Genomic DNA, 25302 nt, shown 5'->3' with positions numbered 1-25302 from the left:
CTCCTGCCCGTTCCCTGCGCACTGTCCTGCCGATCTGTAGCTGGATCGTCGTCCACGATACGGCAGGTGTGCCCTGGCTCACGTCCCGACGACCCAGCGCGTCAGTCCACCGGGCGCAGATGCACGACGTCGCCCGCGCCCACGGGCTCCCTTTCCCCGCCGGGCGGCGCCACCACCAGCCGGCCGTCCCCGTCGATGGCGACCGCCTCACCGGTGAGCGTGCGGTCGCCGGGCAGCTCGGCGCGGACGGTACGGCCGAGGGTCGCGCAGCCCGCCGCGTACGCCTCCTGGAGCCCGGACGCCGCCGGGTCGCCGCCGGCGGCGGTCCACCGGCCGTACCACCGCTCCAGGGAGCGCAGGACGGCGCGCAGCAGCGGGTCGCGGTCGGTGGAGATCGCGTCGGCGAGGAGGAGGGAGCCGGCGGTGGGGACGGGCAGCTCCTTTTCGTGGAGGGTGACGTTGAGGCCCAGTCCCACGACGACGCCGTCGTCGCCGGCGCGCTCGGCGAGGATGCCGCCGGTCTTCCGCTCCTCGCCGCCGACCTTCACCATCAGGTCGTTGGGCCACTTCAGCGCCATGTCCACGCCGGCGGCACGCGCCAGGCCGGTGGCGGCGGCGACTCCGGTGAGCAGCGGCAGCCAGGCCAGTCGGGCGACGGGGACGTCCGGCTTGAGCAGGACGGAGAAGAACAGGCCCGAACGGGCGGGCGCGGACCAGACGCGGTCCAGCCGGCCGCGCCCGGCCGTCTGCTCCTCGGCGACCAGCACGGCGCCCTCGGGCAGGCCGGCGGCGCGGGCGGCGAGGTCGGAGTTGGTGGAGCCGGTGGCGGGCACGATGTCGAGGGAGGTCCACAGGCCGCCGGTGCGGACGAGGGCGCGGCGCAGGGAAGGGGCGTTCAGGGGCGGTCGTTCGAGGTCCGACCAGGGGCTCCCTGGACCAAGTGAGGGCGTCATGCAAGCCAGCGTAGGTGTGGTAAACACCGCACTGCCGAACGGTATCGCCGCCGATACGCTACGGGTCAGTAGCCAACGAACCCGTGACCAGGCAGGGAGCGCCATCCCGATGTCCGAGCCGGCCAAGCCCCAAGAGCCCCAGAAGATCGACATCCATACGACCGCGGGCAAGCTCGCGGATCTGCAGCGCCGTATCGACGAGGCGACGCACGCGGGCTCCGAGCGCGCCGTCGAGAAGCAGCACGCGAAGGGCAAGTTGACGGCACGGGAGCGGATCGCCCTGTTGCTGGACGAGGACTCCTTCGTCGAGCTCGACGAGTTCGCCCGGCACCGCTCCACCAGCTTCGGCCTGGAGAAGAACCGCCCGTACGGAGACGGTGTCGTCACCGGGTACGGAACGGTCGACGGCCGCCCCGTCGCGGTGTTCTCGCAGGACTTCACGGTCTTCGGCGGCGCTCTCGGCGAGGTGTTCGGGCAGAAGATCATCAAGGTGATGGACTTCGCCCTGAAGACGGGCTGCCCGGTCGTCGGGATCAACGACTCGGGCGGCGCCCGCATCCAGGAGGGCGTCATGGCTCTCGGGATGTACGGCGAGATCTTCCGCCGCAACACCCATGCCTCGGGGGTGATCCCGCAGATCAGCCTGGTGGTGGGGCCGTGCGCCGGAGGCGCCGTGTACTCCCCCGCCATCACCGACTTCACGGTGATGGTCGACCAGACCTCGCACATGTTCATCACCGGCCCCGACGTCATCAAGACGGTGACGGGCGAGGACGTCGGCTTCGAGGAGCTGGGCGGCGCCCGGACGCACAACACCACCTCCGGTGTGGCGCACCACATGGCGGGGGACGAGAAGGACGCCATCGAGTACGTCAAGTCCCTGCTGTCGTACCTGCCGTCGAACAACCTCTCCGAGGCGCCCGCCTTCCCGGAGGTGGCGGACCTGGAGCCCAGCGACGAGGACCGGGAGCTGGACGTCCTCATCCCGGACTCGGCGAACCAGCCGTACGACATGCACACCGTCATCGAGCACGTCCTGGACGACGGCGAGTTCCTGGAGACCCAGGGCATGTTCGCGCCGAACATCCTCACCGGCTTCGGGCGGGTCGAGGGCTACCCGGTCGGTGTCGTCGCCAACCAGCCGATGCAGTTCGCGGGGTGTCTGGACATCGACGCCTCCGAGAAGGCGGCCCGTTTCGTCCGCACCTGCGACGCGTTCAACATCCCGGTGCTCACCTTCGTCGACGTGCCGGGCTTCCTTCCGGGCGTCGGCCAGGAGCACGAGGGCATCATCCGGCGCGGCGCCAAGCTGATCTACGCGTACGCCGAGGCGACCGTCCCGCTGATCACCGTGATCACGCGCAAGGCGTTCGGCGGGGCGTACGACGTCATGGGCTCCAAGCACCTGGGCGCCGACCTCAACATGGCGTGGCCGACCGCGCAGATCGCGGTGATGGGCGCGCAGGGCGCCGTGAACATCCTGCACCGCCGCACCATCGCCGAGGCCGACGATGTCGAGGCGACCCGCGCGCGGCTGATCCAGGAGTACGAGGACGCCCTGCTCAACCCGTACACGGCGGCCGAGCGCGGTTACATCGACGCGGTGATCATGCCGTCCGAGACCCGGGCCCAGATCGTCAAGGGCCTGCGTCAGTTGCGTACGAAGCGGGAAAACCTGCCTCCGAAGAAGCACGGCAACATCCCCCTCTAAGGAGCCCCCATGATCAAGGTTCTGCGGGGCAACCCGACCCCGGAGGAGCTGGCCGCGGCCCTGGCGGTGGTCCAGGCGCGCGCCGCCGCGTCCGCCTCGGCGGCCTCCGGCGGCGCGGAGCGCGTCCCCGAGGGCTGGTCGGACCCGGCGAGGATCGCCCACACGCACCGCCCCCACCCGGGCCCGCGGTCGTGGGCGCGCTCCTTCCGGCCGGCCTAGAAGGCAAGCACCGGCACGACGGCCTCCGCCATGACGCGGTATCCCGCGTCGTCCGGGTGGAGGCCGTCCTCGTACGCGTAGGCGGGGTTGAGCCGGTCGGGGTCGGCCGGGTCCGCCATGAGCCGGTGGAGGTCGACGACCGCGTCGAACTCGCCGGACTCGCGGATCCAGTCGTTGACCTCGGCGCCGACCTTCGCGGCGTGCGCGCCCCAGTGGGTGGTGCCCTTGAAGGGCAGGATGGTCGCGCCGACGATGCGTACGCCCCGGGCGTGCGCGGCCCCTATGAGCCGGCGGTACCCGGTGACCAGGTCGGCGGCCGCCAGGACGGGGGCGGGCCGGTAGGTGGGCTGGTCCGCCGCCTCGCTGAAGCCGATGTCGTTGAGCCCCTGGAGGAGGACGACGGTCCCGGCTCCGGGGAGGTCGAGGGCGTCGCGGTGGAAGCGGGCGGAGGAGCGCTCGCCGAACCAGGCGGAGTCGTTGAGCAGCAGGTTGCCGCCGATCCCGGCGTTGAGCACGGGGCGGTCGACCCGTTCGGCGAGGGCGTCGGACCAGCGGCGGTCGGTGTTCGGGGTGGAGCCGAAGCCGTCGGTGAGGGAGTCGCCGAACAGGACGACGCCCGGCGCGGGGACGCCGGGTCCGCTCACGTCGACCCCGGTCAGGTAGTACCAGGATTGGGTCGTCTCGGTGAACGGGGCACCCGTGACCTCTTCGCGGTGGTCGCCGGCGGCGCGGTGGGTGTCGGTGAAGCCCTGGGCGTGGAAGGTGGCCGGGCCGGTGGTGCCGGCCAGGTGGAGGGTGACGGTCACCCGGTCCAGGCGCCGCAGGGCCAGTGGGGCGGGGTCGCTCTCGGCCCGTCCGTGGGCGCCGATCACGGCGGAGCGCTCGCCGCCGAAGGTGAGGTGGTGGACGGAGCCGGGGCGGAGGGCCGCGCCCGTGCCGGCGCGGGCGACGGTGGCGCCGGTGATGTGCAGCGGTGAGGTGCCGTACGCGTTCGACAGGCGGACGCGGACGCGGTCGCCCGCGGCGGTGACACGCAGGACCTGGCGGACGGTGTGATCGGAGAAGCCCTCCTGCGACCAGTTGGGGGTGAACCCGGTGGAGGGAGGCTGGGGAGAGGCGGTCCAGGCGGCGGTCCAGTACATCAGGACTCCCTAATGGGATCAGAGTTCCATTATGCTGGCCCCGAACGTACCACTGTCCTCGCCACAAACGAAACAGGAGGCCCATTTGGAATCGCCGCCCGGCACCGTACGCCCCGGCGGGCGCACCGCGAAGGTGCGCGCCGCCGTCCTCCGCGCCACCCAGGAGGCACTGGCCGCCGAGGGCTTCCACGCCCTCAACATGGACCGGATCGCCACGAGCGCCGGCGTCGGCAAGACCACCGTCTACCGGCGCTGGGCCTCCCCGGTGGGACTGGTCGCCGACCTGCTGCACGACATGGCCGAACGGTCGGTTCCCGCCTCGGACACCGGCGCCCTGGAGGGCGACCTGCGCGCCAACGCCGACCTCGTCCTCACGACCCTCACCGACCCCCGCATGGGCCCCGTCTTCCGGGCCGTCGTCGCGGCGGCCGCCTGCGACGAGGAGTGCGCCGCCGCCCTGCGCCGCTTCTACGAGACCCGCCTGCGTACCTGGGCGACCGCCGTCGAGCGCGCCGTCGAGCGCGGCGAGGCCCCACCCGGCACCGACCCGGTCGAGGTCGTCCGCGCCGTGTCCGCCCCGCTCTACTACCGCTTCGCGGTCAGCCACGAACCGCTCACCGCCGCCGACGCCGGACGGGCCGTCGCGGCGGCACTCGCGGCGACCCGCGCCGGGGTCTTCACCGTCCCGCACTAGTCCGGAAGCACCCCGGCGCCTGAGTACGCGTACTCAGGCGCCGGGCGGGCGGGGGCCGCACGATCGAGGAATGCTGTGGTCCGACCCCGAGAACGAACCTCCCGAGGAGATGCGCGACATGCAGGCGATGCTGCGCCGCGCGGGAATCGTGCTGGCACTGGCGATGGTGCTGGCGATGTTCGCGGTGGGCCTGCACTGACCCGCCCCGGCCGGGCGAAGACCCCGGCGACCGGGGCGCCTTCCGTACGATGGCGCCATGACTGCCGCTCAGCGCCGCCGCCTCGTCCTGGCCTCCCAGTCCCCCGCCCGCCTCGGTCTGCTGCGCCAGGCCGGGCTCACCCCCGAGGTGATCGTCAGCGGGATCGACGAGGACAGGTTCACCGCCCCCACCCCGGCCGAACTGGCGCTCTCCCTCGCCGAGGCCAAGGCCGCCCACGTGGCCGCCAGGCCGGAGGCGAGCGGCGCGCTCGTCATCGGCTGCGACTCGGTGCTGGAACTGGACAAGCGGGCCCTCGGCAAGCCCGCCGACGCCGAGGAGGCCACCGCCCGCTGGAAGGCCATGCGCGGCCGCGCCGGCATCCTCCAGACCGGCCACTGCGTCTACGACACCACCGCCAAGCGCTACGCCTCCGCGACCGCCTCCACCCTGGTCCGCTTCGGCGACCCGACGGACGAGGAGATCGCGGCGTACGTGGCCAGCGGCGAACCCCTCCACGTGGCCGGCGCCTTCACCCTGGACGGCCGCTCCGCCCCCTTCATCGACGGCATCGACGGCGACCCGGGCAACGTGATCGGCCTGTCGCTGCCACTGCTGCGCCGTCTGCTCGGCGAACTGGGCGTCGCGATCACCGACCTGTGGGACTGACCCGCCGTCACCGACCCGTGCGACCGGCCCGCCCGGCCCCGCTCACGCCGCCGCCACGCCGCCCCGCTCCACGGGCGGCGCCGGCTCCCCACCCGCCGGCTCCTCGCCCTCCGGCGCGTACAGCACCAGCGACGCCACGACGAGCCCCAGCACCACCATCAGGTACGCGAACGCCGCCCACCCGACCAGGCCCACCGCCACCGCGCCCAGCACCCCGTGCGTGATCGCACAGGAGATCAGCAGGATGCGCACGGCCCGCCCCGGCCAGCGGTCGCGCACGCCGAGACGCACCAGCAGCACCCCGCACAGCGCCACGTACGCCCCGAAGACCCCGCCCATCACCCAGACCGCGGTGACCATCAGGTCCGGGTCGAGCTCGTCCAGCGACATCCGCTGACCGGCGAGGACCTTGGCGAGGACCATGTGCAACAGCACCAGCCCCACCGCCTCCAGGACCAGCACGATCCCGGCCGCCAGAGCTGTCGGTCTGCGGGCCACCATGGGCGCTCCCCTGCCTGTTACCTGCCGCGACGAGTCGGTACGGACGACAGCGCGCAGGCTACTGACTGGTAAACCTCGGGACAAGGGTTCTGACCGGACGGCAAAGAATCATTCGCCCATTCGTAGGGACTCCACAAAGAAACAGGATCCCGTGCTGACCGGGAAGACAGAGACCTTGACCACACCGGCGGGTTACTGTTCCGGCAAGAAGCCCTGCGTAACGTGGTGCGACAAGGGATTTCACGACTCCACTACGCCTCGAATCACGCTCCGTGTGGGCAAGCTCACCATTGGGGACGGGTCGAAACGTCGTGTCGGCTGTCCCTAAACTCAGCTTGTTTCAAGGAGGGAGCCATCGTGCGCAAGGTGCTCATCGCCAACCGTGGCGAAATCGCTGTCCGTGTCGCCCGTGCCTGCCGGGACGCCGGGATCGGGAGCGTAGCCGTCTACGCCGATCCGGACCGGGACGCCCTGCACGTCCGGGCGGCCGACGAGGCGTTCGCCCTGGGCGGTGACACCCCGGCCGCCAGTTACCTGGACATGGCCAAGGTGCTGCAGGCCGCGGCGGATTCCGGTGCGGACGCCGTCCACCCGGGTTACGGATTCCTCTCCGAGAACGCGGAGTTCGCCCAGGCCGTCATCGACGCCGGGCTGACCTGGATCGGCCCGCCGCCGCAGGCCATCCGCGACCTCGGTGACAAGGTCGCCGCCCGTCACATCGCCCAGCGCGCCGGCGCGCCGCTGGTGGCCGGCACGTCCGACCCGGTGTCCGGCGCCGACGAGGTCGTCGCGTTCGCCCGGGAGCACGGCCTGCCGATCGCCATCAAGGCCGCCTTCGGTGGCGGCGGGCGCGGTCTGAAGGTCGCCCGCACCCTCGAAGAGGTGCCCGAGCTGTACGACTCGGCCGTCCGCGAGGCGGTCGCCGCCTTCGGCCGGGGCGAGTGCTTCGTCGAGCGCTACCTCGACAAGCCCCGGCACGTCGAGACCCAGTGCCTGGCCGACAAGCACGGCAACGTCGTGGTCGTCTCCACGCGTGACTGCTCGCTGCAGCGCCGCCACCAGAAGCTGGTCGAGGAGGCTCCGGCGCCGTTCCTGACCGCCGAGCAGAACGCGGAGCTGTACGCCGCGTCCAAGGCCATCCTGAAGGAGGCCGGCTACGTCGGCGCCGGCACCGTGGAGTTCCTCGTCGGCACCGACGGCACGATCTCCTTCCTGGAGGTCAACACCCGTCTGCAGGTCGAGCACCCGGTCACCGAGGAGGTCACCGGCATCGACCTGGTGCGGGAGATGTTCCGCATCGCCGACGGCGAGGAGCTCGGCTACGACGACCCGCCGGTGCGCGGCCACTCCTTCGAGTTCCGCATCAACGGCGAGGACCCGGGCCGCAACTTCCTGCCCGCCCCCGGCACCGTCACCAGCTTCTCCCCGCCCACCGGACCGGGCGTCCGCCTGGACGCGGGTGTGGAGTCCGGCAGCGTCATCGGCCCGGCGTGGGACTCCCTGCTCGCCAAGCTGATCATCACCGGGGCGACCCGTGAGCAGGCGCTGCAGCGGGCCGCACGGGCCCTGGCCGAGTTCCAGGTCGAGGGCATGGCCACCGCCATCCCCTTCCACCGCGCGGTCGTCGCCGACCCGGCGTTCACCGCCGACCCGTTCCGCGTCCACACCCGCTGGATCGAGACGGAGTTCGTCAACGAGATCAAGCCGTTCGCCGCGCCGGCCGAGGCCGATGCGGAGGACGAGGCGGGCCGTGAGACCGTCGTCGTCGAGGTCGGGGGCAAGCGCCTGGAGGTCTCCCTGCCCTCCTCACTCGGCATGAGCCTGGCCCGCACCGGCCTCGCCGCCGGCGCCAAGCCCAAGCGCCGCGCCGCCAAGAAGGCCGGCTCGGCCGCCTCGGGCGACACGCTCGCCTCCCCGATGCAGGGCACGATCGTCAAGGTCGCCGTGGAGGAGGGCCAGGAGGTCAAGGAGGGCGACCTGATCGTCGTCCTGGAGGCGATGAAGATGGAGCAGCCGCTCAACGCCCACCGCGCCGGCACCGTCAAGGGTCTGTCGGCGGAGGTCGGCGCGTCGGTGACGTCCGGCGCCGCGATCTGCGAGATCAAGGACTGACGCACCTCACCACGGGGGCCCGCCGGCAGCAGCCCGGCGGGCCCCTCGCCATGTCCGCGATGGCATCCTGGAGACGGAGGCGGGGCTGGGCCGCGAGGGAGGACGGGCGCGATGGCGACGAGCACGGCGGCGAGCGGGACCGCGGCGGACGGAACGCCGGGTGCGCCGCGCCCCATGCGCGCCGACGCCCGCCGCAACCACGAGCGGCTCCTGACCGAGGCCCGGGCCGCCTTCGCGGAGCACGGCACCGACGCGTCGCTGGAGGACGTCGCGCGCCGCGCCGGAGTCGGCATCGGCACGCTGTACCGGCACTTCCCCAACCGGCACGCGCTGATGAACGCCGTCTTCCAGGACGCGCTGCACACCTTGCTGGAACGGTCCCGCGACCTGGCCGGCGCGGAGCAGCCGTGCACGGCGCTGGTGGAGTGGCTGCGGGCCATCGTCACCCACGCGGGCGAGTACCGGGGCCTCGCCCGTGCGCTGATGTCGGCCTCGCACGACGCCAGTTCGGCCCTGTCGCAGTGCAGCACGCCGATGCGCACGGCGGGCGAGCGGCTGCTGGTACGCGCCCAGGAGGCGGGCGCGGTACGCGCGGACGTGTCGATCGGCGACCTGATGCAGCTCACCAACGCGATCGCCCTGGCCGCCGAGCAGTCCCCGGACGATCCGGAGCTGGCCGACCGCCTGCTCACCCTGACGCTGCGGGGCCTGAGGGCCTGACGGCGGGTCGCGCCGCCACCCGCTGGGGGCGCCGCCGCCCCGGAGGGCCCCGCCCGTCAGGGCGACACGCCCCGCCGGAGCGACACGTCCCGTCAGGACGACCGGAGCGACACGCCCCGTCAGCGCGACACGCCCGGGCGCGGGGCCGGCCCGTCAGCGGCGGCGCAGGTCCGCCACCCGGGCGCCGCGCTCCGGGGGCTGGCCGTCCCCCGACAGGGACGCGCTGCGCAGCTGCGGGCCGCCCGGGTGGCGGCCGCGCTGGCCCGGCAGCGGCACGTCCCTGCGGCCCTGCCGGCCCGGGGGCGGGGCGCCCTCGGGCCCGGACGCGCCGGAGGCGCCGGCCGCCGAGCCGGCCACGGTGATCTGGACACCCTGATCGGCCAGCGCCTGGAGCTCGGTGCCCGCCCGGTCGTCGTGGACGGGCGGCTCGTCGGTGACCAGCCGGGTGATCAGGTCCGTCGGCACGGTCTGGAACATGGTGTCCGTACCGAGCTTGGTGTGGTCGGCCAGCACCACCACCTCCGCCGCCGCCTGCACCAGCGCCCGGTCGACGCTCGCGGAGAGCATGTTGGACGTGGACAGGCCGCGCTCGGCGGTGAGCCCGCTCCCGGACAGGAACGCCCGCGAGACCCGCAGCCCCTGGAGGGACTGCTCGGCCCCGCTGCCCACCAGCGCGTAGTTGGACCCGCGCAGGGTGCCGCCGGTCATGACGACCTCCACCCGGTTGGCGTGGGCCAGGGCCTGGGCGACGAGCAGGGAGTTGGTGACGACGGTCAGCCCGGGGACGCGGGCGAGCCGGCGGGCCAGTTCCTGCGTGGTGGTCCCGGCGCCGACCACGATGGCCTCGCCCTCGTCGACGAGACCGGCGGCCACGTCGGCGATGGCCGTCTTCTCGGCGGTCGCGAGATGGGATTTCTGCGGGAAGCCGGACTCTCGCGTAAAACCGCCGGGCAGCACCGCACCGCCGTGCCGGCGGTCGAGGAGTCCTTCTGCCTCCAGTGCCCGCACGTCACGCCGTACGGTCACTTCGGAGGTCTGGACGACGCGGGCGAGCTCCCGGAGCGATACCGCCCCGTTGGCGCGCACCATTTCAAGGATCAACTGGCGACGTTCTGCAGCGAACACGAAACTGACAGTAACGCCAGCGACCGTTTCTTTGCAGCGGTATGCGCCTATTAAGCGAAGTTGCGAACAGAGGGGCCCGCCAAGTGGTATAGGCGGGCCCGTCCGGGAACGTTCCTTGATAGATCGATGTCCCGACTTGCCGGGGGTTGCCGGGTGTTGTCCCTGCCCCGGGGGGCCGGACTAAGCCTCGGCGGACGTCTTCCGGGTGTGCAACTGTCGTGCCACCTCGGCGATCGAGCCCGACAGGGACGGGTACACGGTGAAGGCGTTTGCGATCTGTTCGACCGTCAGGTTGTTGTCCACCGCGATCGAGATGGGGTGGATCAGCTCGCTGGCGCGCGGCGCGACGACACAGCCGCCGACCACGATGCCGGTGCCGGGGCGGCAGAAGATCTTGACGAAGCCGTCCCGGATGCCCTGCATCTTGGCGCGCGGGTTGCGCAACAGCGGCAGCTTCACACTGCGCGCGTCGATCTTGCCCGCGTCGACGTCCGCCTGCGTGTAGCCGACCGTGGCGATCTCGGGGTCGGTGAAGACGTTCGAGGAGACCGTCTTCAGGTTCAGCGGGGTCACCGCGTCGCCCAGGAAGTGGTACATCGCGATGCGGCCCTGCATCGCGGCGACCGACGCCAGGGCGAAGACGCCGGTGACGTCACCGGCCGCGTACACGCCCGGCGCGGAGGTGCGCGAGACCTTGTCGGTCCAGATGTGGCCGGAGTCCTTGAGCCGTACGCCGGCCTCCTCCAGGCCCATCCCCGCGGTGTTCGGGATGGCGCCCACGGCCATCAGGCAGTGCGTACCGGAGATGACCCGCCCGTCGGCGAGCGTGACCTCCACCCGGTCCCCGACGCGCTTGGCGGACTGCGCGCGGGAGCGGGCCATGACGTTCATGCCGCGGCGCCGGAAGACGTCCTCCAGGACGGCCGCCGCGTCCGGGTCCTCGCCGGGCAGCACGCGGTCGCGCGACGAGACCAGGGTGACCCGGGAGCCCAGCGCCTGGTAGGCGCCGGCGAACTCGGCGCCCGTGACGCCGGAACCGACCACGATGAGCTCCTCGGGGAGCTCGTCCAGGTCGTACACCTGGGTCCAGTTGAGGATGCGCTCGCCGTCCGGCAGGGCGTCGGGGATCTCCCGCGGGTGGCCACCGGTCGCGATCAGCACGGCGTCGGCGGTGAGGGTCTCCTCGCTGCCGTCGGCGGCCGTGACGATCACCTGGCGGGATCCGTCCGTGGCCTGACGGCCGTCGAGCCGGCCCCGGCCGCGCAGCACGCGCGCGCCGGCCCGGGTGACGGAGGCGGTGATGTCGTGCGACTGGGCGAGGGCGAGCCGCTTCACCCGCCGGTTGACCTTGCCGAGGTCGACGCCGACGATCCGGGCGGCCTGCTCCAGGTGCGGGGTGTCGTCCGCGACGATGATGCCGAGCTCCTCGTGGGAGGAGTCGAAGGTGGTCATCACCTCGGCCGTGGCGATCAGGGTCTTGGAGGGTACGCAGTCGGTCAGGACGGACGCGCCGCCGAGGCCGTCGGTGTCGACGACGGTCACCTCCGCGCCGAGCTGGGCGCCCACCAGGGCCGCCTCGTATCCGCCGGGTCCGCCACCGATGATCACGATCCGGGTCACAGGGGTTACGCCTCGCGCTCTCGTCACGGCAGGGGTGCAAGTACGTACCCCATTGTCCCGCACGGCTCCGGGTGCTTCCCGCCGGGGCCCTCCATCCAGGAACAGCGCTCACCCCCGGCGCTCCCGTACCCTCGATCCCATGTCGCTCTACGCCGCGTACGCCGGCAACCTCGACGCGCGGCTGATGACCCGCCGCGCCCCCCATTCCCCGCTGCGCGGTACGGGCTGGCTCAACGGCTGGCGGCTGACGTTCGGCGGGGAGCAGATGGGCTGGGAGGGTGCCCTGTCCACGATCGTGGAGGCGCCGCGCTCCCAGGTGTTCGTCGCCCTGTACGACATCGCGCCCATGGACGAGGACTCCATGGACCGCTGGGAGGGCGTCGGGCTGGACATCTACCGGCGCATGCGGGTGCGCGTGCACACCCTGGACGGCGAGGAACCCGCCTGGGTGTACGTCCTGAACGGATACGAGGGCGGCCTGCCGTCGGCGCGCTACCTGGGCGAGATCGCGGACGCGGCGGAGTCGGCGGGCGCCCCGCACGACTACGTGATGGAACTGCGCAAGCGGCCCTGCTGACGGGCTCCCCGACGCTTGACTGCGGGGCCTTGTCGGAAACGACAAGACAACGATCCGAGGTCCGTGGGCAGCGTCATCTACGCGCGTAGGCAACTTCGGGCTACGCTCTTGTGCGTACTGCTTTCTTCCGGGGCCGGCCCCCGGACCCCCGGCCCTCGCGAGGTCCGGGGCGACTGTTACTTCGCGAGGCGAGAGACTCTGTGAACGCAACTGCCACCCCGGACCACCTCCAGGGCGACCCCTACGCCGCCGCCGCCGACGCCGCCGCGCGCCTGCGCGAGCTGACCGGCGCCGAGACCCACGACGTCGCCCTGGTGATGGGCTCCGGCTGGGCCCCGGCCGTCGACGCGCTCGGCGCCCCCGACGCCGAGTTCCCGGTCACGGAGCTCCCCGGCTTCCCGCCCCCGGCCGTCGAGGGCCACGGCGGCAAGATCCGCTCGTACGCCATCGGCGACAAGCGCGCGCTGGTCTTCCTGGGCCGTACGCACTTCTACGAGGGCCGCGGCGTCGCCGCCGTCGCCCACGGCGTGCGCACCGCCGTCGCCGCCGGCTGCAAGACCGTCGTGCTGACCAACGGCTGCGGCGGCCTGCGCGAGGGCATGCGCCCCGGCCAGCCCGTCCTGATCAGCGACCACCTCAACCTGACCGGTGCCTCCCCCATCGTCGGCGCCAACTTCGTGGACCTCACCGACCTCTACTCGCCGCGCCTGCGCGCGCTGTGCAAGGAGGTCGACGAGACCCTCGAAGAGGGCGTGTACGTCCAGTTCCCCGGCCCGCACTACGAGACCCCGGCCGAGATCAACATGGTCCGCGTCCTCGGGGGCGACCTGGTCGGCATGTCGACCGTCCTCGAAGCCATCGCGGCCCGTGAGGCGGGCGCGGAGGTCCTCGGCATCTCCCTGGTCACCAACCTCGCGGCGGGGCTCTCGGGCGAGCCGCTGAACCACGAGGAGGTCCTCCAGGCCGGCCGCGACTCCGCCGCCCGCATGGGCGAACTCCTCACCCGGGTGCTGGACCGCATCTGACCCACCCCGGGGCCCGCCCCGGACCCGGACCCCGGCTCCCGCGGGCGCGGCCCGTCGGCGGGCCCGGGTTCCCCGGCGACCCGCCCGGTGCCGGTTGCCGTGGGGTCCGCTCCGTGGCGGGTGTCCCGGGCTCTCCCTCGCAAGCTCGGTCGTCTTACGCCCGGAACACCCCCCACTGCGCGTCCCCCTTCAGGAGGCGGGCCCGGGGCGGTTTCCGCCGGCGTGAGGGTGACGGGGCCGGAGGCGGGGGGTGCTCGGACGTAAAACGAGCGAAGCGAGAGTCCGAGCACCCCCCGCCCGCCTCCGGCCCAGACACCCGCCCCACCCACCGGGCAGGAGCCGAACGGCGAAACACCCCGCCCACCCCCAGGAGCCGGACGGCGAAACACCCCGCCGCCACCGGCACCGGCCGGACGGCACCCGCCACCACCCACCGGCGCCGGCCGGACGGCAAAGGGCCGGGAACCGGGACGGAGGCCCGCCGCCGGGGTACGGCACGTACCGCAGACCAGACATCCAGAGAGGCAGACACCGTGCAGCAGAACCTCATCGCGCAGGCGGAGGCGTGGCTGGCCGAGGACCCGGACGGGGAGACCCGCGACGAGCTCGCCGGCCTCATCGAGGCCCGGGACCTCGACGAGCTCGCCGCCCGGTTCAGCGGCACCCTCCAGTTCGGCACGGCCGGACTGCGCGGCGAGCTGGGGGCCGGCCCCATGCGGATGAACCGGGCCGTGGTGATCCGGGCCGCCGCCGGGCTGGCCGCGTACCTGAAGGCCGAGGGCCACACCGGCGGCCTGGTCGTGATCGGCTTCGACGCCCGCTACAAGTCGGCGGACTTCGCCCGCGACACCGCCGCCGTCATGGTCGGCGCCGGCCTGCGCGCGGCGATCCTGCCGCGCCCGCTGCCGACGCCCGTCCTGGCGTACGCCATAAGGCACCTGGGTGCCGTCGCCGGCGTCGAGGTCACCGCCAGTCACAACCCGCCCCGCGACAACGGCTACAAGGTCTACCTGGGCGACGGCTCGCAGATCGTGCCGCCCGCCGACACCGGGATCGCCGCCGGGATCGCCGCGATCGCGAGCCTGCGCGACGTCCCGCGCGCCGAGGACGGCTGGGAGACGCTCGGGGACGAGGTCCTGGATGCCTACCTGGCGCGTACGGACGCCGTCCTGAGCCCCGGGTCCCCCAGGACCGCGAACGTCGTCTACACGGCCATGCACGGCGTCGGCAAGGACGTCGTCCTCGCGGCCTGGGAGCGCGCCGGGTTCCCCGCGCCGACGCTCGTGGCCGAGCAGGCCGAGCCGGACCCGGCCTTCCCGACCGTCGCCTTCCCCAACCCCGAGGAGCCGGGCGCGATGGACCTGGCGTTCGCCACGGCCCGCGAGGTGCGCCCGGACATCGTCATCGCCAACGACCCGGACGCCGACCGCTGCGCCGTCGCCGTCCCCCACGAGGGCGACTGGCGCATGCTGCGCGGCGACGAGGTCGGCGCGCTGCTCGCCGCCCACCTGGTCCGCAAGGGCGTCACCGGCACCTTCGCCGAGTCGATCGTGTCGTCGTCGCTGCTCGGCCGGATCGCCGAGGCGGCCGGTCTGCCGTACGAGGAGACGCTGACCGGCTTCAAGTGGATCGCCCGCGTGGAGGGCCTGGCCTACGGCTACGAGGAGGCGCTCGGCTACTGCGTCGACCCCGGCGGCGTACGCGACAAGGACGGCATCACGGCGGCGCTGCTCGTCGCCGAGCTGGCCTCGGAGCTGAAGGAGCAGGGCCGCACCCTGTCCGACCTGCTCGACGACCTGGCGGTCACGCACGGGCTGCACGCCACGGACCAGCTGTCCGTGCGCGTGGAGGACCTGGGCGTCATCGCGGACGCCATGCGCCGGCTGCGCGAGCAGCCGCCGACGGCGCTCGCCGGGCTGACCGTCACCTCCGCCGAGGACCTGACGAAGGGCACCGGCACGCTGCCGCCCACGGACGGTCTGCGGTACCACCTGGACGGCGCGTTCCGGGCCCGCGTCATCGTGCGCCCCAGCGGCACCGAGCCCAAGCTGAAGTGCTACCTGGAGGTCGTCGTCCCGGTCGCCGGCGCGAGCGGGCTCGCCGACGCGCGGGCGAAGGCCGGCGACGTGCTGGCCGCGATCAAGCGGGACCTGGCGGCGGCGGCCGGCATCTGACCCACCCGCCAGCCCCGTACGGGTGATTCACGTACGGCACTTGACGCAGCGGTCCGGTACGTACCGGGGGCCACCGAGCAGGGTGACCCCCGGTACCTCAGCCGAGCCCCTGGAGCGCCACCGTGCCGCCGTCGGTGATCACCCCGCGCCCGACCGTCCCCGCGTCGCGCCGGCCCCCGTCCGCGCCGGCCACGGGCGTGCGGGAGCGGACCGCCCGCTCGTTGCGGTACGCGGCGCCCGCGCTGCTCGGGTACCTCGTGGTGCGCCTCTCCGGGCTGCTGGTCCTGGCCCGCTGGGCGCGCCTCAAGCAGCACGGGGTGTGGCCCACGCTGGCCACGTCCTGGGACTCGGACTGGTACCTGGGCATCGCCGACCACGGTTACCAGGACCACCTCGGCACCAGGTACGACTCCAACAACCTGGCGTTCTTCCCGCTCTACCCGGTGCTGGTCAAGGCGGTCGCGGGCGTCACGCCCGGCTCGCGCGCGTCGGTGGCGCTGCTGCTCGCGGCGGCCTTCTCGCTGGTCGCGGCGTGGGGGATCTTCGCGGTCGGCGACCGGCTGCACGGGCGCCGCGCCGGCACCGTGCTCGCCGTCCTGTGGGGCGCGTCGCCGGTCGGGATCGTCCAGTGGATGGGATACACCGAGTCGCTGTTCACGGCGCTCGCCGCGTGGGCGCTGTACGCCGTGCTGTCCGGCCGCTGGCACACGGCGGCCGCCCTCACGGTGCTCGCCGGGCTCACGCGCCCCACCGGGATCGCCCTCGCCGCCGCGGTGACGGTGACCGGAATGGTCGCGGCGGCCCGTACGCGCGCGTGGACCCCGTTCGCCGCGGCGCTCACCGCTCCCCTGGGCTGGCTCGGGTACGTGGCGTGGGTGGGCGTCCGGCTGGGCCGCTGGGACGGCTACTTCGCCGTGCAGCGGCTGTGGCGCAACGCCTGGGACGGCGGCGCGGGCACCCTGCGCGAGCTGCGCGAGCTCCTGGCGTACGACCGGACGCCGCAGTTGTTCCTGGTGGCCGTCTCGGCGGTGCTGGTGGCCTCGGTGGCGCTGTACGCGCTGTGCCTGGCCGACCGGCAGCCGCTGCCGCTGCTGGTCTTCTCCGGGGCGCTGCTGGCGGTGGTCCTGGGCAGCGGCGGGGTGTACTTCCCGCGCGCCCGCTTCCTGCTGCCCGCCTTCCCGCTGCTGCTGCCGCTCGCCGTGGCGGTGGGCCGGGCGCGTCCGGCGGTGGCCGGTGTGGTGCTGGGGGCGGCGGTGCTGTCGTCGGCGTGGCTGGGGGGCTACATGCTGCTGGTGTGGTCCGGTCCGCCGTGAGCCTCAGACGGCGATCAGGACCAGGAGCAGGACGAGCCCGGCGAGTGCGGGCACGATGATCTCGTAGGCCCACCGGACGTGCGGGGCGCCCTGCGCGGAGGGCCGTGACGCGCACCGCTCGGCCAGTTCGCGCAGGTCGGCGATGATCTGGTCGGCCCCCGCCGAGCGGGCCGCCCCCGGGTCCGCGGTGCCGGCCGCCCGGTCCTGGCGGCGCGCGGCCTTCTTCCGCTCGCGCAGCGAGACGGGCACGGACCACAGCTGGTACGTGGTGCCGTCCCGGGTGAGGACCTCGCTGGAGTACCCCGCCCGTACGTCGGCGACCGACGCCCACGGCAGGTCGACGGTCCGGAAGGGGTTCCGTACCCGCATGCGGTCGTCGTTGACGTACACCACGGGCCGGAAGGTGAACGCGACGACCAGCGGGACCACCAGCAGGAGCCCCGCGGCGGCGATCCAGGGCACCCGGCCCTCGCCGGTGACCAGCGCGTCGCCGCCGATCCAGGCGGCGAAGCCGAGGAGCAGCAGCCCTCCGACGATCCCCGGGGTCGAGCGGTGGGACCGGTCGGCGTACTGGGGCTCCTGGGGGGTCGTCATACGGCCGATTCTGCCTCACCGCCCGGAGCGTCACACGACCAGATCGGCGTACAGGATGATGTTGTCGGGCCGGTGGCCGTCCACCAGTTCGCCGCCGCAGGTGATGAGGCGCAGTTCGGGACGGGCGGTGTCGCCGTAGACCTTGCGGGTCGGGAAGTCCTTCTTGTCGACCTGTTCCAGTTCCCGTACGCGGAAGACGGCCGTGGTGCCGTCGGCGCGCCGGACCCTGATCTCGTCGCCGGTACGCACCTTGGCGACGTCCTTCAGGACGGCCGGGCCCCGGGCCGTGTCGAAGTGGCCGATCAGCACGGCGGGGCCGGTCTCCCCGGGCGTGACGCCCTTGTCGTACCAGCCGATCCGGTCCGCGTCGGCGACGGACGGCACCTCGACCGTGCCGTCGGCGGCGAGGCCGAGGTCGAGCACGGGGCCGGTGTCGACGCCCGCGGCGGGGATCTCGACCCTGAGGGGTTCCGACCGGGGCAGGGGGGCGGCGGCCGCGGCCGGGGGGGCGGTGGCGGGCCTGACGTGGGCGGGCGGGGTGGGCGGGACGTCGGGGGTGGTCGGCGGGCCGCCCTGCGCGGCGCCGCAGCCGGCGAGCGCGGCGGGGGCGGCGAGGGCGAGGAGCGCGGCGGCGAGCCGGAGCCTCACGGGGCCTCCTGGAACGTGGGCGGCGGGCCGCCGCGTGGGGTGTGTCGCGGCGGCCCGCCCGGAAGGGGGAGGTGGCCTGCTCGGGTCATGGACAGGTACGGGGAGGAACGGTGGTCAGCCGCGGTCGGCGGCCCGGCGGCGGCGCATGGCGACGAAGCCCAGACCGGCGGCGGAGAGCGCGGCGGCTCCCGCGCCGGAGGCGACCAGCAGGGTGGTGTCGCCGCCCTCGACGGCCGTCTCGGCACCGGCTGCGACGCCGCCCCGGGGCACGACGGAGGTCTGCGAGGTGCTGCCCTGGGCGGCGGGGGCCGTGGTGGCGGCGGGCGTGGCCGTACCGGCGCCCGGCTCGTCCCCGGCCTTGTCGCCGCCCTTGTCGCCGCCCTTGTCGCCGCCCTTGTCCCCGGCCTTGCCCCCGTCCTTGTCGCCGCCGTGGTCCGCGCCGGGGACCTCGGCGCCGACGTAGACGGCCGCGCTCTGGGTGGCGGCGCCGGTGAGGTAGTGGGAGAAGGTGCCGTCCCGGTCGAGGACGACGACGGCCGAGCCCTCCCGCAGGACGGAGCGGCCGGTGTCGTCGACGAAGACGGCGCCCTTCGGGCATCCGCCGTCGTCGCACGCGGAGATGCCGTAGCGCCCCGAGACCGTCCGCACGATCTGGATCAGCAGGCCGTTCGGGAGCTTGTACACGCCCGGCTTGGCGGCCGTCACGACGTTCTCCAGCCCGAGCCAGTCGTAGGTCGAGCCGTCCGCGTCGAGCACGAAGTACTGGACGTCGTTCTGGCCGGCCACCGACCGGCCGTCGGCGTCGAGGACCCCGATCGAGGCGCCGTCGACGAAGGCGTCGGCGCGGTGGTGGTTGTCGGTGACGCGGTAGATCTTGACGTACGTGCCGTTCTTGAGGGTCCCGGTGCGGATCAGCTCGCCCATGTCCTCGTCGACCTGGCGCGGGACGACCCGGCCGTCGGCCTTGAGGAGCACCTCGACGCGGTTGTAGGTCCGCTTCTCGCCCGCCTTGAGGGTGAACAGCGTCTTGCCGGCCTTGAGGACGTCGGCCTCCGGCTTTCCGTCCACCAGGAACACCCGGGCGGACATGCCCTCGACGAGCGGCACGGTCCTCACGGGCTCCCGCTCGCCCGTGCCGGTCCCGGTGCCCGTCTGCGTGCCTCCGGCCGCGGGCTGGGTGCCCGTGCCGGATTCCGTACCGGTTCCTGTACCGGCTCCCGTGCCGGTGCCGGCTCCCGTGCCGGTGCCGGCTCCCGTGCCGGTGCCGGCTCCCGTGCCGGTGCCGGTGCCCGTGCCGGGCTTGTCCGCCGGCGCGCCCGGCCGGGCGCCGGAGGCCGGAGCGGCGGCGTCGGCGGCGGGCTTCGCGGCACCGGCGGGGGCCGGCCGGGCACCCTCGGCGGCGAGGGCGGCGGTGGCGGTGGCCACCGGGGTGAGGGTGGCACCGGCGAGGACGGCGGTGGCGACGGCGGTGCGAAGGGCGAAACGCATGACGACTCCGTGACGCTGCGAAGAGTGGATGAGGAGGAAGAGCCGCATGCCGCCTGCTCGTTCGGGTGGGGCCGGTGAGTTCTGGCGGGCTGCACGGACCAAGTTATGGATCTTGTGTGCGGGACGCGTCCACTCCGCGTAACAGGCGCGTGACAGAGGTCACGCCACCCGTGACCACCAGCGCTTTCGCACGGACCGGCGGCGCGGGGCTGTACAGGCCGCTACGCGCGTAGATATGCTCAAGTGGTGACCATGCCCCCTGCACCCGCATTCGCTGACGTGACCGCGTCCGACAGCACGCTGCGCCGGTTCCTCCATGGGCTGCCCGGCGTCGACACCGTCGGCCTGGAAGCGCGCGCCGCGTCTCTCGGTACCCGTTCGATCAAGACCACGGCCAAGGCGTACGCCATCGACCTGGCCATCTCGATGATCGACCTGACGACGCTCGAAGGCGCGGACACCCCGGGCAAGGTCCGGGCGCTCGCCGCCAAGGCCGTCAATCCCGACCCCACCGACCGCGCCACGCCGCGCACCGCCGCGGTCTGCGTCTACCCCGACATGGTGGCCACCGCCAAGGCGGGCGTGGCGGGGACGGACGTCAAGGTCGCCTCCGTCGCCACCGCCTTCCCGGCCGGCCGCGCCGCCCTCGACGTCAAGCTCGCGGACACCCGTGACGCCGTCGCCGCCGGGGCGGACGAGATCGACATGGTGATCGACCGCGGGGCGTTCCTCGCGGGCGGCTACCTGAAGGTCTACGAGGAGATCCGCGCCGTGAAGGAGGTCTGCGGCGAGCAGGCCCGCCTGAAGGTCATCTTCGAGACCGGCGAGCTGTCCACGTACGACAACATCCGCCGCGCCTCCTGGCTCGGCATGATCGCGGGCGCGGACTTCATCAAGACCTCGACCGGCAAGGTCGGCGTCAACGCCACCCCCGCGAACACCCTGCTCATGCTGGAGGCGGTCCGCGACTTCCGCGCCCAGACCGGGGTACAGGTCGGGGTGAAGCCCGCCGGCGGCATCCGGACCACCAAGGACGCCATCAAGTTCCTGGTGCTGGTGAACGAGACGGCCGGCGAGGACTGGCTGGACAACCACTGGTTCCGGTTCGGCGCGTCGAGCCTGCTGAACGACCTGCTGATGCAGCGGCAGAAGCTGGCCACCGGACGTTACTCCGGTCCCGACTACGTGACGGTGGACTGATCACGATGACCAAGTTCGAGTACGCACCCGCTCCCGAGTCCCGCTCGGTCGTCGACATCGCGCCGTCCTACGGCCTTTTCATCGACGGTGAGTTCACCGAGGCCGCGGACGGCAAGGTCTTCAAGACCATCTCGCCCGCCTCCGAGGAGGTGCTCTCCGAGGTCGCCCAGGCGGGGGCCGAGGACGTGGACCGGGCTGTGAGGGCCGCCCGCAGGGCGTTCGAGAAGTGGTCCGCGCTGCCGGGCGCCGAGCGCGCCAAGTACCTCTTCCGGATCGCCCGGATCATCCAGGAGCGCAGCCGCGAGCTGGCCGTCCTGGAGACCCTGGACAACGGAAAGCCGATCAAGGAGACCCGCGACGCGGACCTCCCGCTGGTCGCCGCGCACTTCTTCTACTACGCGGGCTGGGCCGACAAGCTCGACCACGCGGGTTACGGCGCGAACCCGCGCCCGCTCGGCGTGGCCGGCCAGGTCATCCCGTGGAACTTCCCGCTGCTGATGCTGGCGTGGAAGATCGCCCCGGCCCTCGCCACCGGCAACACGGTGGTCCTCAAGCCCGCCGAGACGACCCCGCTGTCGGCCCTGTTCTTCGCGGACATCTGCCGCCAGGCGGGCCTGCCGAAGGGCGTCGTGAACATCCTCCCCGGTTACGGGGACGCCGGCGCCGCGCTCGTCGAGCACCCGGACGTGAACAAGGTGGCCTTCACCGGCTCCACCTCCGTCGGCAAGGCCATCGCGCGCCAGGTGGCGGGCACCGGGAAGAAGCTCACCCTGGAGCTGGGCGGCAAGGGCGCCAACATCGTCTTCGACGACGCGCCCATCGACCAGGCCGTCGAGGGCATCGTCACCGGCATCTTCTTCAACCAGGGCCAGGTCTGCTGCGCGGGCTCCCGCCTGCTGGTCCAGGAGTCGATCCGGGACGAGCTGCTGGACGCCCTCAAGCGCCGCCTGTCGACGCTGCGCCTGGGCGACCCGCTGGACAAGAACACCGACATCGGCGCGATCAACTCCGCCGAGCAGCTGGCCCGCATCACGGCGCTCGCCGAGACGGGCGAGGCCGAGGGCGCCGAGCGCTGGTCGCCCGCCTGCGAGCTCCCGTCGTCCGGTTTCTGGTTCGCCCCGACGCTCTTCACGAACGTCACGCAGGCGCACACCATCGCCCGTGACGAGATCTTCGGCCCGGTCCTGTCGGTCCTGACGTTCCGCACCCCGGACGAGGCCGTCGCCAAGGCCAACAACAGCCAGTACGGCCTGTCCGCCGGCATCTGGACGGAGAAGGGCTCCCGCATCCTCGCGGTGGCGAACAAGCTCCGCGCGGGCGTCGTCTGGGCCAACACGTTCAACAAGTTCGACCCGACCTCGCCCTTCGGTGGCTACAAGGAGTCGGGCTTCGGCCGCGAGGGCGGCCGTCACGGCCTGGAGGCGTACCTCGATGTCCGATAAGACCGAGCAGAACCGTCTGAGCGTCTTCAAGACCTACAAGCTGTACGTCGGGGGCAAGTTCCCCCGCAGCGAGAGCGGCCGGGTGTACGAAGTGCAGGACAGCAAGGGCAAGTGGCTGGCCAACGCGCCGCTCTCCTCCCGCAAGGACGCGCGTGACGCGGTCGTCGCGGCGCGCAAGGCGTTCGGCGGCTGGTCGGGCGCGACGGCGTACAACCGCGGCCAGGTCCTCTACCGCGTCGCCGAGATGCTGGAGGGCCGCAAGGGCCAGTTCGTGCACGAGGTGGCGCACGCCGAGGGGCTGTCCAAGTCCAGGGCGGCCGAGATCGTCGAAGCCGCCATCGACCGCTGGGTCTGGTACGCGGGCTGGACGGACAAGATCGGCCAGGTCGTGGGCGGGGCGAACCCGGTCGCGGGCCCGTTCTTCAACCTGTCCACGCCCGAGCCCACGGGCGTCGTCGCGATCGTCGCCCCGCGCGAGTCGTCGTTCCTCGGCCTGGTGTCGGTCGTCGCCCCGGTGATCGCCACCGGCAACACGGCGGTCGTCATCGCCTCCGAGAAGGCCCCGCTCCCGGCACTGTCGCTGGGCGAGGTGCTGGCCACCTCCGACCTGCCGGGCGGTGTGGTCAACGTGCTGTCGGGCAGGGCGGCCGAGATCGCCGCGCCGCTCGCCGCGCACCAGGACGTCAACGCCATCGACCTGACCGGCGCGGACGCCGACCTGGCGCGCGAGCTGGAGATCGCCGCCGCGGACAACCTGAAGCGCGTCCTGCGTCCCCAGGCCGTGGACGGCGAGGACTTCGCCGCCGACCCGGGCACGCACCGCCTGACCGCGTTCCTGGAGACCAAGACGGTCTGGCACCCCACCGGCTCCCTGGGCGCGTCGGGATCCTCGTACTGATCCCCGGGTGACCGAACGGCTCCGCCTCCCCTCCGTCCGGGGGAAGCGGAGCCGTTCTCGTACCGCGCGGGCGCCTCAGCCGGGGACGACCCCGCCGAGCAGGGGCCCCGCGACCGGCAGGGCGGGCAGACTCGTCAGGGAACCGGTCACCGAGGTCGTGTCGACCGGCTTGAAGTCGCTGACCTGGGTGCCGACGCCGTTGTTCAGCGGGTCCACCCCCGTCTGCGCCAGCGGGTTCACCTTCAGGTTCTTGGCCACCCCGGTCACATGGGGAACGGCGCCCATCGTCCCCTCCAGGGCCGCCTGGAGGTCCATCTCCGGAAGCCGCGGCACCTGCGGTGGCTGCACCACGGCGTGCGCCGCGCCCCCCGTGGCGGCGAGGGCGGCGCCCAGCGCCGAAACGGTGAGCCCGGCCCTCAGCCAGGTGTGACGTGTCATGGAAAGCTCCTGCCGCCTGGGTAACCTTTCGGGTACGCACCGTATTTGAGATGTGATGCTGGATACCAACGGGTCCCTGGCGGGGTCCCCCTACCGGGTCAATGGTTCAGACTGGTGTCCCGTGAGTTCCCAACCGATCCCGACCCGCGTCGTGCTGCTCGCGGGCCCCTCCGGCTCCGGCAAGTCCTCCCTCGCGGCCCGCACCGGCCTGCCCGTGCTGCGCCTCGACGACTTCTACAAGGAGGGCCACGACCCCACGCTCCCGCTCGTCCCCGGGAGCACGGACGTCGACTGGGACTCCCCGCTGTCCTGGGACGCCGACGCCGCGGTGGCGGCCGTCGTGGAGCTGTGCGCCACCGGGCGCACCACCGTCCCCGTGTACGACCTCGCCACCAGCTCCCGCGTCGGCCGGGAGGTTCTCGACATCGAGCGCACCCCGCTGTTCGTGGCCGAGGGCATCTTCGCGGCGGACATCGTGGCGCGGTGCCAGGAGCTCGACGTCCTCGCGGACGCGCTGTGCCTGCGCGGCCGTCCCTCCACCACGTTCCGCCGCCGGCTGCTGCGGGACCTGCGGGAGGGCCGCAAGTCGGTGCCGTTCCTGCTGCGGCGCGGCTGGCGCCTGATGCGCGCCGAACGCGCGATCGTCACCCGCCACGCCGCCCTGGGAGCCCACCCCTGCGACAAGGCCGAGGCCCTCGGCCGCCTCGCCGCCGCGGCCGCCGGCCGCCACCGCACCCCGGCATCCCGAGCCCCGGAACCGGCCTGACCCCCGCCGGGACGCCACCCGGACCCGCCCCCTGACCCTGCCGGGCGACCGCCGGACGGCGCCCCCGGGTACAGCGAAGGGCCGGACAGAACCCCCCGTTCCGTCCGGCCCCGCGCCTTCTCCCCCCCGTACCCCCGTGCTCCCCCGTTCCCCGTGCTCCCCCCGTCCACCGGTCGCCGTCTCCCCCGAGACCGCGACCGGCCCCCCACCCTTCAGGCCACGAGCTGGCCGAAGGACTCCTCTTCGTCACGGCCGAAGCTGAGGACCTCGTCCTCGCGCAGCCGGCGCAGGGAGCGCCAGATGCTCGACTTCACCGTGCCGACGCTGATGTCCAGGATCTCCGCGATCTCCGGATCCGTACGGCCCTCGTAGTAGCGCAGCACCAGCATGGTGCGCTGCAGTTCGGGCAGCCGGGCGAGTGCCTGCCAGAGCACGGCGCGCAGTTCGGTGCCGCGCATCGCGTCGGTGTCGCCGGCGGACTCGGGGAGTTCCTCGGTCGGGTACTCGTCTATCTTCCGCCGCCGCCAGGCGCTGATGTGCAGGTTGGTCATGGTGCGGCGCAGGTAGCCGCCGACCGCCGCCTTGTCGCTGATGCGCTCCCAGGCGCGGTACGTCGAGAACAGCGCGCTCTGCAGCAGGTCCTCGGCCTCGAACCGGTCGCCGGTGAGGTGGTAGGCGGTGGCGTACAGGGAGGCGCGGCGCTCTCTCACGTAGGCGGTGAACTCCGCCTCCGTGAGGGTCGTCCGCTCCCCCGAGTCCTCCCCGTACGCCGCTCCCCCGTCGGACACGGCGACCATGTAGGGCGCCTTGTGCTGACGCCCGGCGGTGCGGACACACCCCCGCGAGTTCACACCGCCGGACTTCTCCGCGCTCCGCGTGACGTCGTGGAGACGCGTGACAACTGCGCTTGAGGTGGTGCTGTGCAGTGCGTTCATCTCGCGCCCCCCGTCGGTTGGAGTCCGTTCCGGTCCGTGTGCCATTGAGCTTGCCGGGGTCACTTCATGGTGGTGTCCGCCGACTGTCACAGACCTGTCACAGCCCCCGGCGGTCGATCTGTCCGGCCCCCATGGGACAGAA

The 25302-nt window shown here is 73.0% G+C and carries 25 protein-coding genes; 15 read left to right on the top strand and 10 right to left on the bottom strand.

All coding sequences use genetic code 11. The features are described 5' to 3' along the window. Positions 1-101 precede the first annotated feature (101 nt). A complete protein-coding gene (locus tag AC07DW_RS01905) occupies positions 102-953 on the bottom strand; it encodes a biotin--[acetyl-CoA-carboxylase] ligase (protein WP_478855633.1) in 852 nt (283 codons plus the stop codon). A gap of 109 nt (positions 954-1062) precedes the next feature. Here AC07DW_RS01905 and AC07DW_RS01900 point away from each other — a divergent pair, with 109 nt between their 5' ends. Next, positions 1063-2664, top strand: coding sequence for an acyl-CoA carboxylase subunit beta (locus AC07DW_RS01900; RefSeq protein WP_478855632.1), 1602 nt, complete (start codon positions 1063-1065; stop codon positions 2662-2664). A 9-nt stretch (positions 2665-2673) separates the two neighbouring features. Continuing rightward, positions 2674-2883 carry an acyl-CoA carboxylase epsilon subunit gene (locus tag AC07DW_RS01895; RefSeq protein ID WP_478855631.1) on the top strand — a complete coding sequence of 70 codons (210 nt, stop codon included), beginning with the start codon at positions 2674-2676 and terminating at the stop codon, positions 2881-2883. On the opposite strand, the gene AC07DW_RS01890 is transcribed toward AC07DW_RS01895, so the two are convergent. After that, positions 2880-4025, bottom strand: coding sequence for an SGNH/GDSL hydrolase family protein (locus tag AC07DW_RS01890; protein WP_478855630.1), 1146 nt, complete (start codon positions 4023-4025; stop codon positions 2880-2882). The two genes, AC07DW_RS01895 and AC07DW_RS01890, sit on opposite strands and share 4 nt — an antisense overlap. Before the next feature lie 31 nt (positions 4026-4056). Between AC07DW_RS01890 and AC07DW_RS01885 the strand changes: the two genes are divergently transcribed. From AC07DW_RS01885 to AC07DW_RS01875, 3 genes are all read left to right on the top strand, one after another. Further along, the gene (locus tag AC07DW_RS01885) at positions 4057-4719 is read left to right on the top strand and encodes a TetR/AcrR family transcriptional regulator (RefSeq protein WP_478855629.1); all 663 of its coding nucleotides are present in this window, start codon (positions 4057-4059) and stop codon (positions 4717-4719) included. A 70-nt stretch (positions 4720-4789) separates the two neighbouring features. After that, positions 4790-4918 (top strand): morphogenic membrane protein MmpB, encoded by a 129-nt coding sequence (mmpB, locus tag AC07DW_RS01880; protein ID WP_268251468.1) that lies wholly within the window; start codon positions 4790-4792, stop codon positions 4916-4918. A gap of 57 nt (positions 4919-4975) precedes the next feature. After that, positions 4976-5584, top strand: coding sequence for a Maf family protein (locus tag AC07DW_RS01875; protein ID WP_478855628.1), 609 nt, complete (start codon positions 4976-4978; stop codon positions 5582-5584). Between the two features lie 42 nt (positions 5585-5626). On the opposite strand, the gene AC07DW_RS01870 is transcribed toward AC07DW_RS01875, so the two are convergent. Further along, positions 5627-6085, bottom strand: a complete 459-nt coding sequence (locus AC07DW_RS01870; protein WP_478855627.1) for a hypothetical protein — start codon at positions 6083-6085, stop codon at positions 5627-5629. A gap of 357 nt (positions 6086-6442) precedes the next feature. Between AC07DW_RS01870 and AC07DW_RS01865 the strand changes: the two genes are divergently transcribed. Both AC07DW_RS01865 and AC07DW_RS01860 read left to right on the top strand, forming a co-directional pair. Beyond that, on the top strand, positions 6443-8197 hold the full coding sequence (locus AC07DW_RS01865) for an acetyl/propionyl/methylcrotonyl-CoA carboxylase subunit alpha (protein ID WP_478855626.1): 1755 nt from the start codon (positions 6443-6445) through the stop codon (positions 8195-8197). 111 nt (positions 8198-8308) lie between these two features. Further along, the gene (locus AC07DW_RS01860; protein ID WP_478855625.1) at positions 8309-8917 is read left to right on the top strand and encodes a TetR/AcrR family transcriptional regulator; all 609 of its coding nucleotides are present in this window, start codon (positions 8309-8311) and stop codon (positions 8915-8917) included. 153 nt (positions 8918-9070) lie between these two features. Here the strand turns inward: AC07DW_RS01860 and AC07DW_RS01855 are convergent, their stop codons facing one another. Next, positions 9071-10042, bottom strand: a complete 972-nt coding sequence (locus AC07DW_RS01855; RefSeq protein ID WP_478855624.1) for a DeoR/GlpR family DNA-binding transcription regulator — start codon at positions 10040-10042, stop codon at positions 9071-9073. A 180-nt stretch (positions 10043-10222) separates the two neighbouring features. Beyond that, positions 10223-11662: an NAD(P)H-quinone dehydrogenase gene (locus tag AC07DW_RS01850; protein WP_478855623.1), complete on the bottom strand. Its 1440-nt coding sequence runs from the start codon at positions 11660-11662 to the stop codon at positions 10223-10225. Between the two features lie 139 nt (positions 11663-11801). On the opposite strand from AC07DW_RS01850, the gene AC07DW_RS01845 reads away from it, so the two are divergent. From AC07DW_RS01845 to AC07DW_RS01830, 4 genes are all read left to right on the top strand, one after another. Further along, on the top strand, positions 11802-12239 hold the full coding sequence (locus AC07DW_RS01845) for a gamma-glutamylcyclotransferase family protein (RefSeq protein WP_146482009.1): 438 nt from the start codon (positions 11802-11804) through the stop codon (positions 12237-12239). A 200-nt stretch (positions 12240-12439) separates the two neighbouring features. Further along, the gene (locus AC07DW_RS01840; RefSeq protein WP_433114621.1) at positions 12440-13264 is read left to right on the top strand and encodes a purine-nucleoside phosphorylase; all 825 of its coding nucleotides are present in this window, start codon (positions 12440-12442) and stop codon (positions 13262-13264) included. 533 nt (positions 13265-13797) lie between these two features. Continuing rightward, positions 13798-15438, top strand: a complete 1641-nt coding sequence (locus AC07DW_RS01835) for a phospho-sugar mutase (RefSeq protein WP_478855622.1) — start codon at positions 13798-13800, stop codon at positions 15436-15438. Between the two features lie 122 nt (positions 15439-15560). After that, positions 15561-16751: a mannosyltransferase family protein gene (locus tag AC07DW_RS01830; protein ID WP_478855621.1), complete on the top strand. Its 1191-nt coding sequence runs from the start codon at positions 15561-15563 to the stop codon at positions 16749-16751. A gap of 3 nt (positions 16752-16754) precedes the next feature. Here the strand turns inward: AC07DW_RS01830 and AC07DW_RS01825 are convergent, their stop codons facing one another. From AC07DW_RS01825 to AC07DW_RS01815, 3 genes are all read right to left on the bottom strand, one after another. Further along, complete coding sequence (locus AC07DW_RS01825; protein ID WP_478855620.1) at positions 16755-17345, bottom strand: PH domain-containing protein; 591 nt, start codon at positions 17343-17345, stop codon at positions 16755-16757. A gap of 30 nt (positions 17346-17375) precedes the next feature. Beyond that, positions 17376-17993 carry a class F sortase gene (locus AC07DW_RS01820; protein ID WP_478855619.1) on the bottom strand — a complete coding sequence of 206 codons (618 nt, stop codon included), beginning with the start codon at positions 17991-17993 and terminating at the stop codon, positions 17376-17378. A 114-nt stretch (positions 17994-18107) separates the two neighbouring features. Next, positions 18108-19481 carry a hypothetical protein gene (locus AC07DW_RS01815; protein WP_478855618.1) on the bottom strand — a complete coding sequence of 458 codons (1374 nt, stop codon included), beginning with the start codon at positions 19479-19481 and terminating at the stop codon, positions 18108-18110. A 252-nt stretch (positions 19482-19733) separates the two neighbouring features. Here AC07DW_RS01815 and deoC point away from each other — a divergent pair, with 252 nt between their 5' ends. Genes deoC through AC07DW_RS01800 form a run of 3 tightly spaced genes read left to right on the top strand, consistent with a single transcriptional unit; the run spans position 19734 to position 23021 of the window. Further along, positions 19734-20681, top strand: coding sequence for a deoxyribose-phosphate aldolase (gene deoC / locus AC07DW_RS01810; protein ID WP_478855717.1), 948 nt, complete (start codon positions 19734-19736; stop codon positions 20679-20681). Positions 20682-20686: 5 nt separating this feature from the next. Further along, complete coding sequence (locus AC07DW_RS01805) at positions 20687-22123, top strand: aldehyde dehydrogenase family protein (protein WP_478855617.1); 1437 nt, start codon at positions 20687-20689, stop codon at positions 22121-22123. Next, complete coding sequence (locus tag AC07DW_RS01800; protein ID WP_478855616.1) at positions 22113-23021, top strand: aldehyde dehydrogenase family protein; 909 nt, start codon at positions 22113-22115, stop codon at positions 23019-23021. Before AC07DW_RS01805 ends, AC07DW_RS01800 begins: the two co-directional genes overlap by 11 nt. Positions 23022-23096: 75 nt before the next feature. Here AC07DW_RS01800 and AC07DW_RS01795 read toward each other — a convergent pair whose 3' ends face one another. Further along, positions 23097-23459: a hypothetical protein gene (locus AC07DW_RS01795; RefSeq protein ID WP_478855615.1), complete on the bottom strand. Its 363-nt coding sequence runs from the start codon at positions 23457-23459 to the stop codon at positions 23097-23099. A gap of 121 nt (positions 23460-23580) precedes the next feature. Here AC07DW_RS01795 and AC07DW_RS01790 point away from each other — a divergent pair, with 121 nt between their 5' ends. Continuing rightward, positions 23581-24225, top strand: coding sequence for an ATP-binding protein (locus AC07DW_RS01790; RefSeq protein ID WP_478855614.1), 645 nt, complete (start codon positions 23581-23583; stop codon positions 24223-24225). Between the two features lie 212 nt (positions 24226-24437). Here AC07DW_RS01790 and AC07DW_RS01785 read toward each other — a convergent pair whose 3' ends face one another. Beyond that, a complete protein-coding gene (locus AC07DW_RS01785; RefSeq protein WP_478855613.1) occupies positions 24438-25160 on the bottom strand; it encodes a SigE family RNA polymerase sigma factor in 723 nt (240 codons plus the stop codon). Positions 25161-25302: the final 142 nt, after the last annotated feature.

The sequence above is a fragment of the Streptomyces sp. NPDC045701 genome, assembly GCF_056432045.1.
Note: the sequence above shows the minus strand (reverse complement) of the source record. Positions and strands in the feature narration are given on the sequence as shown.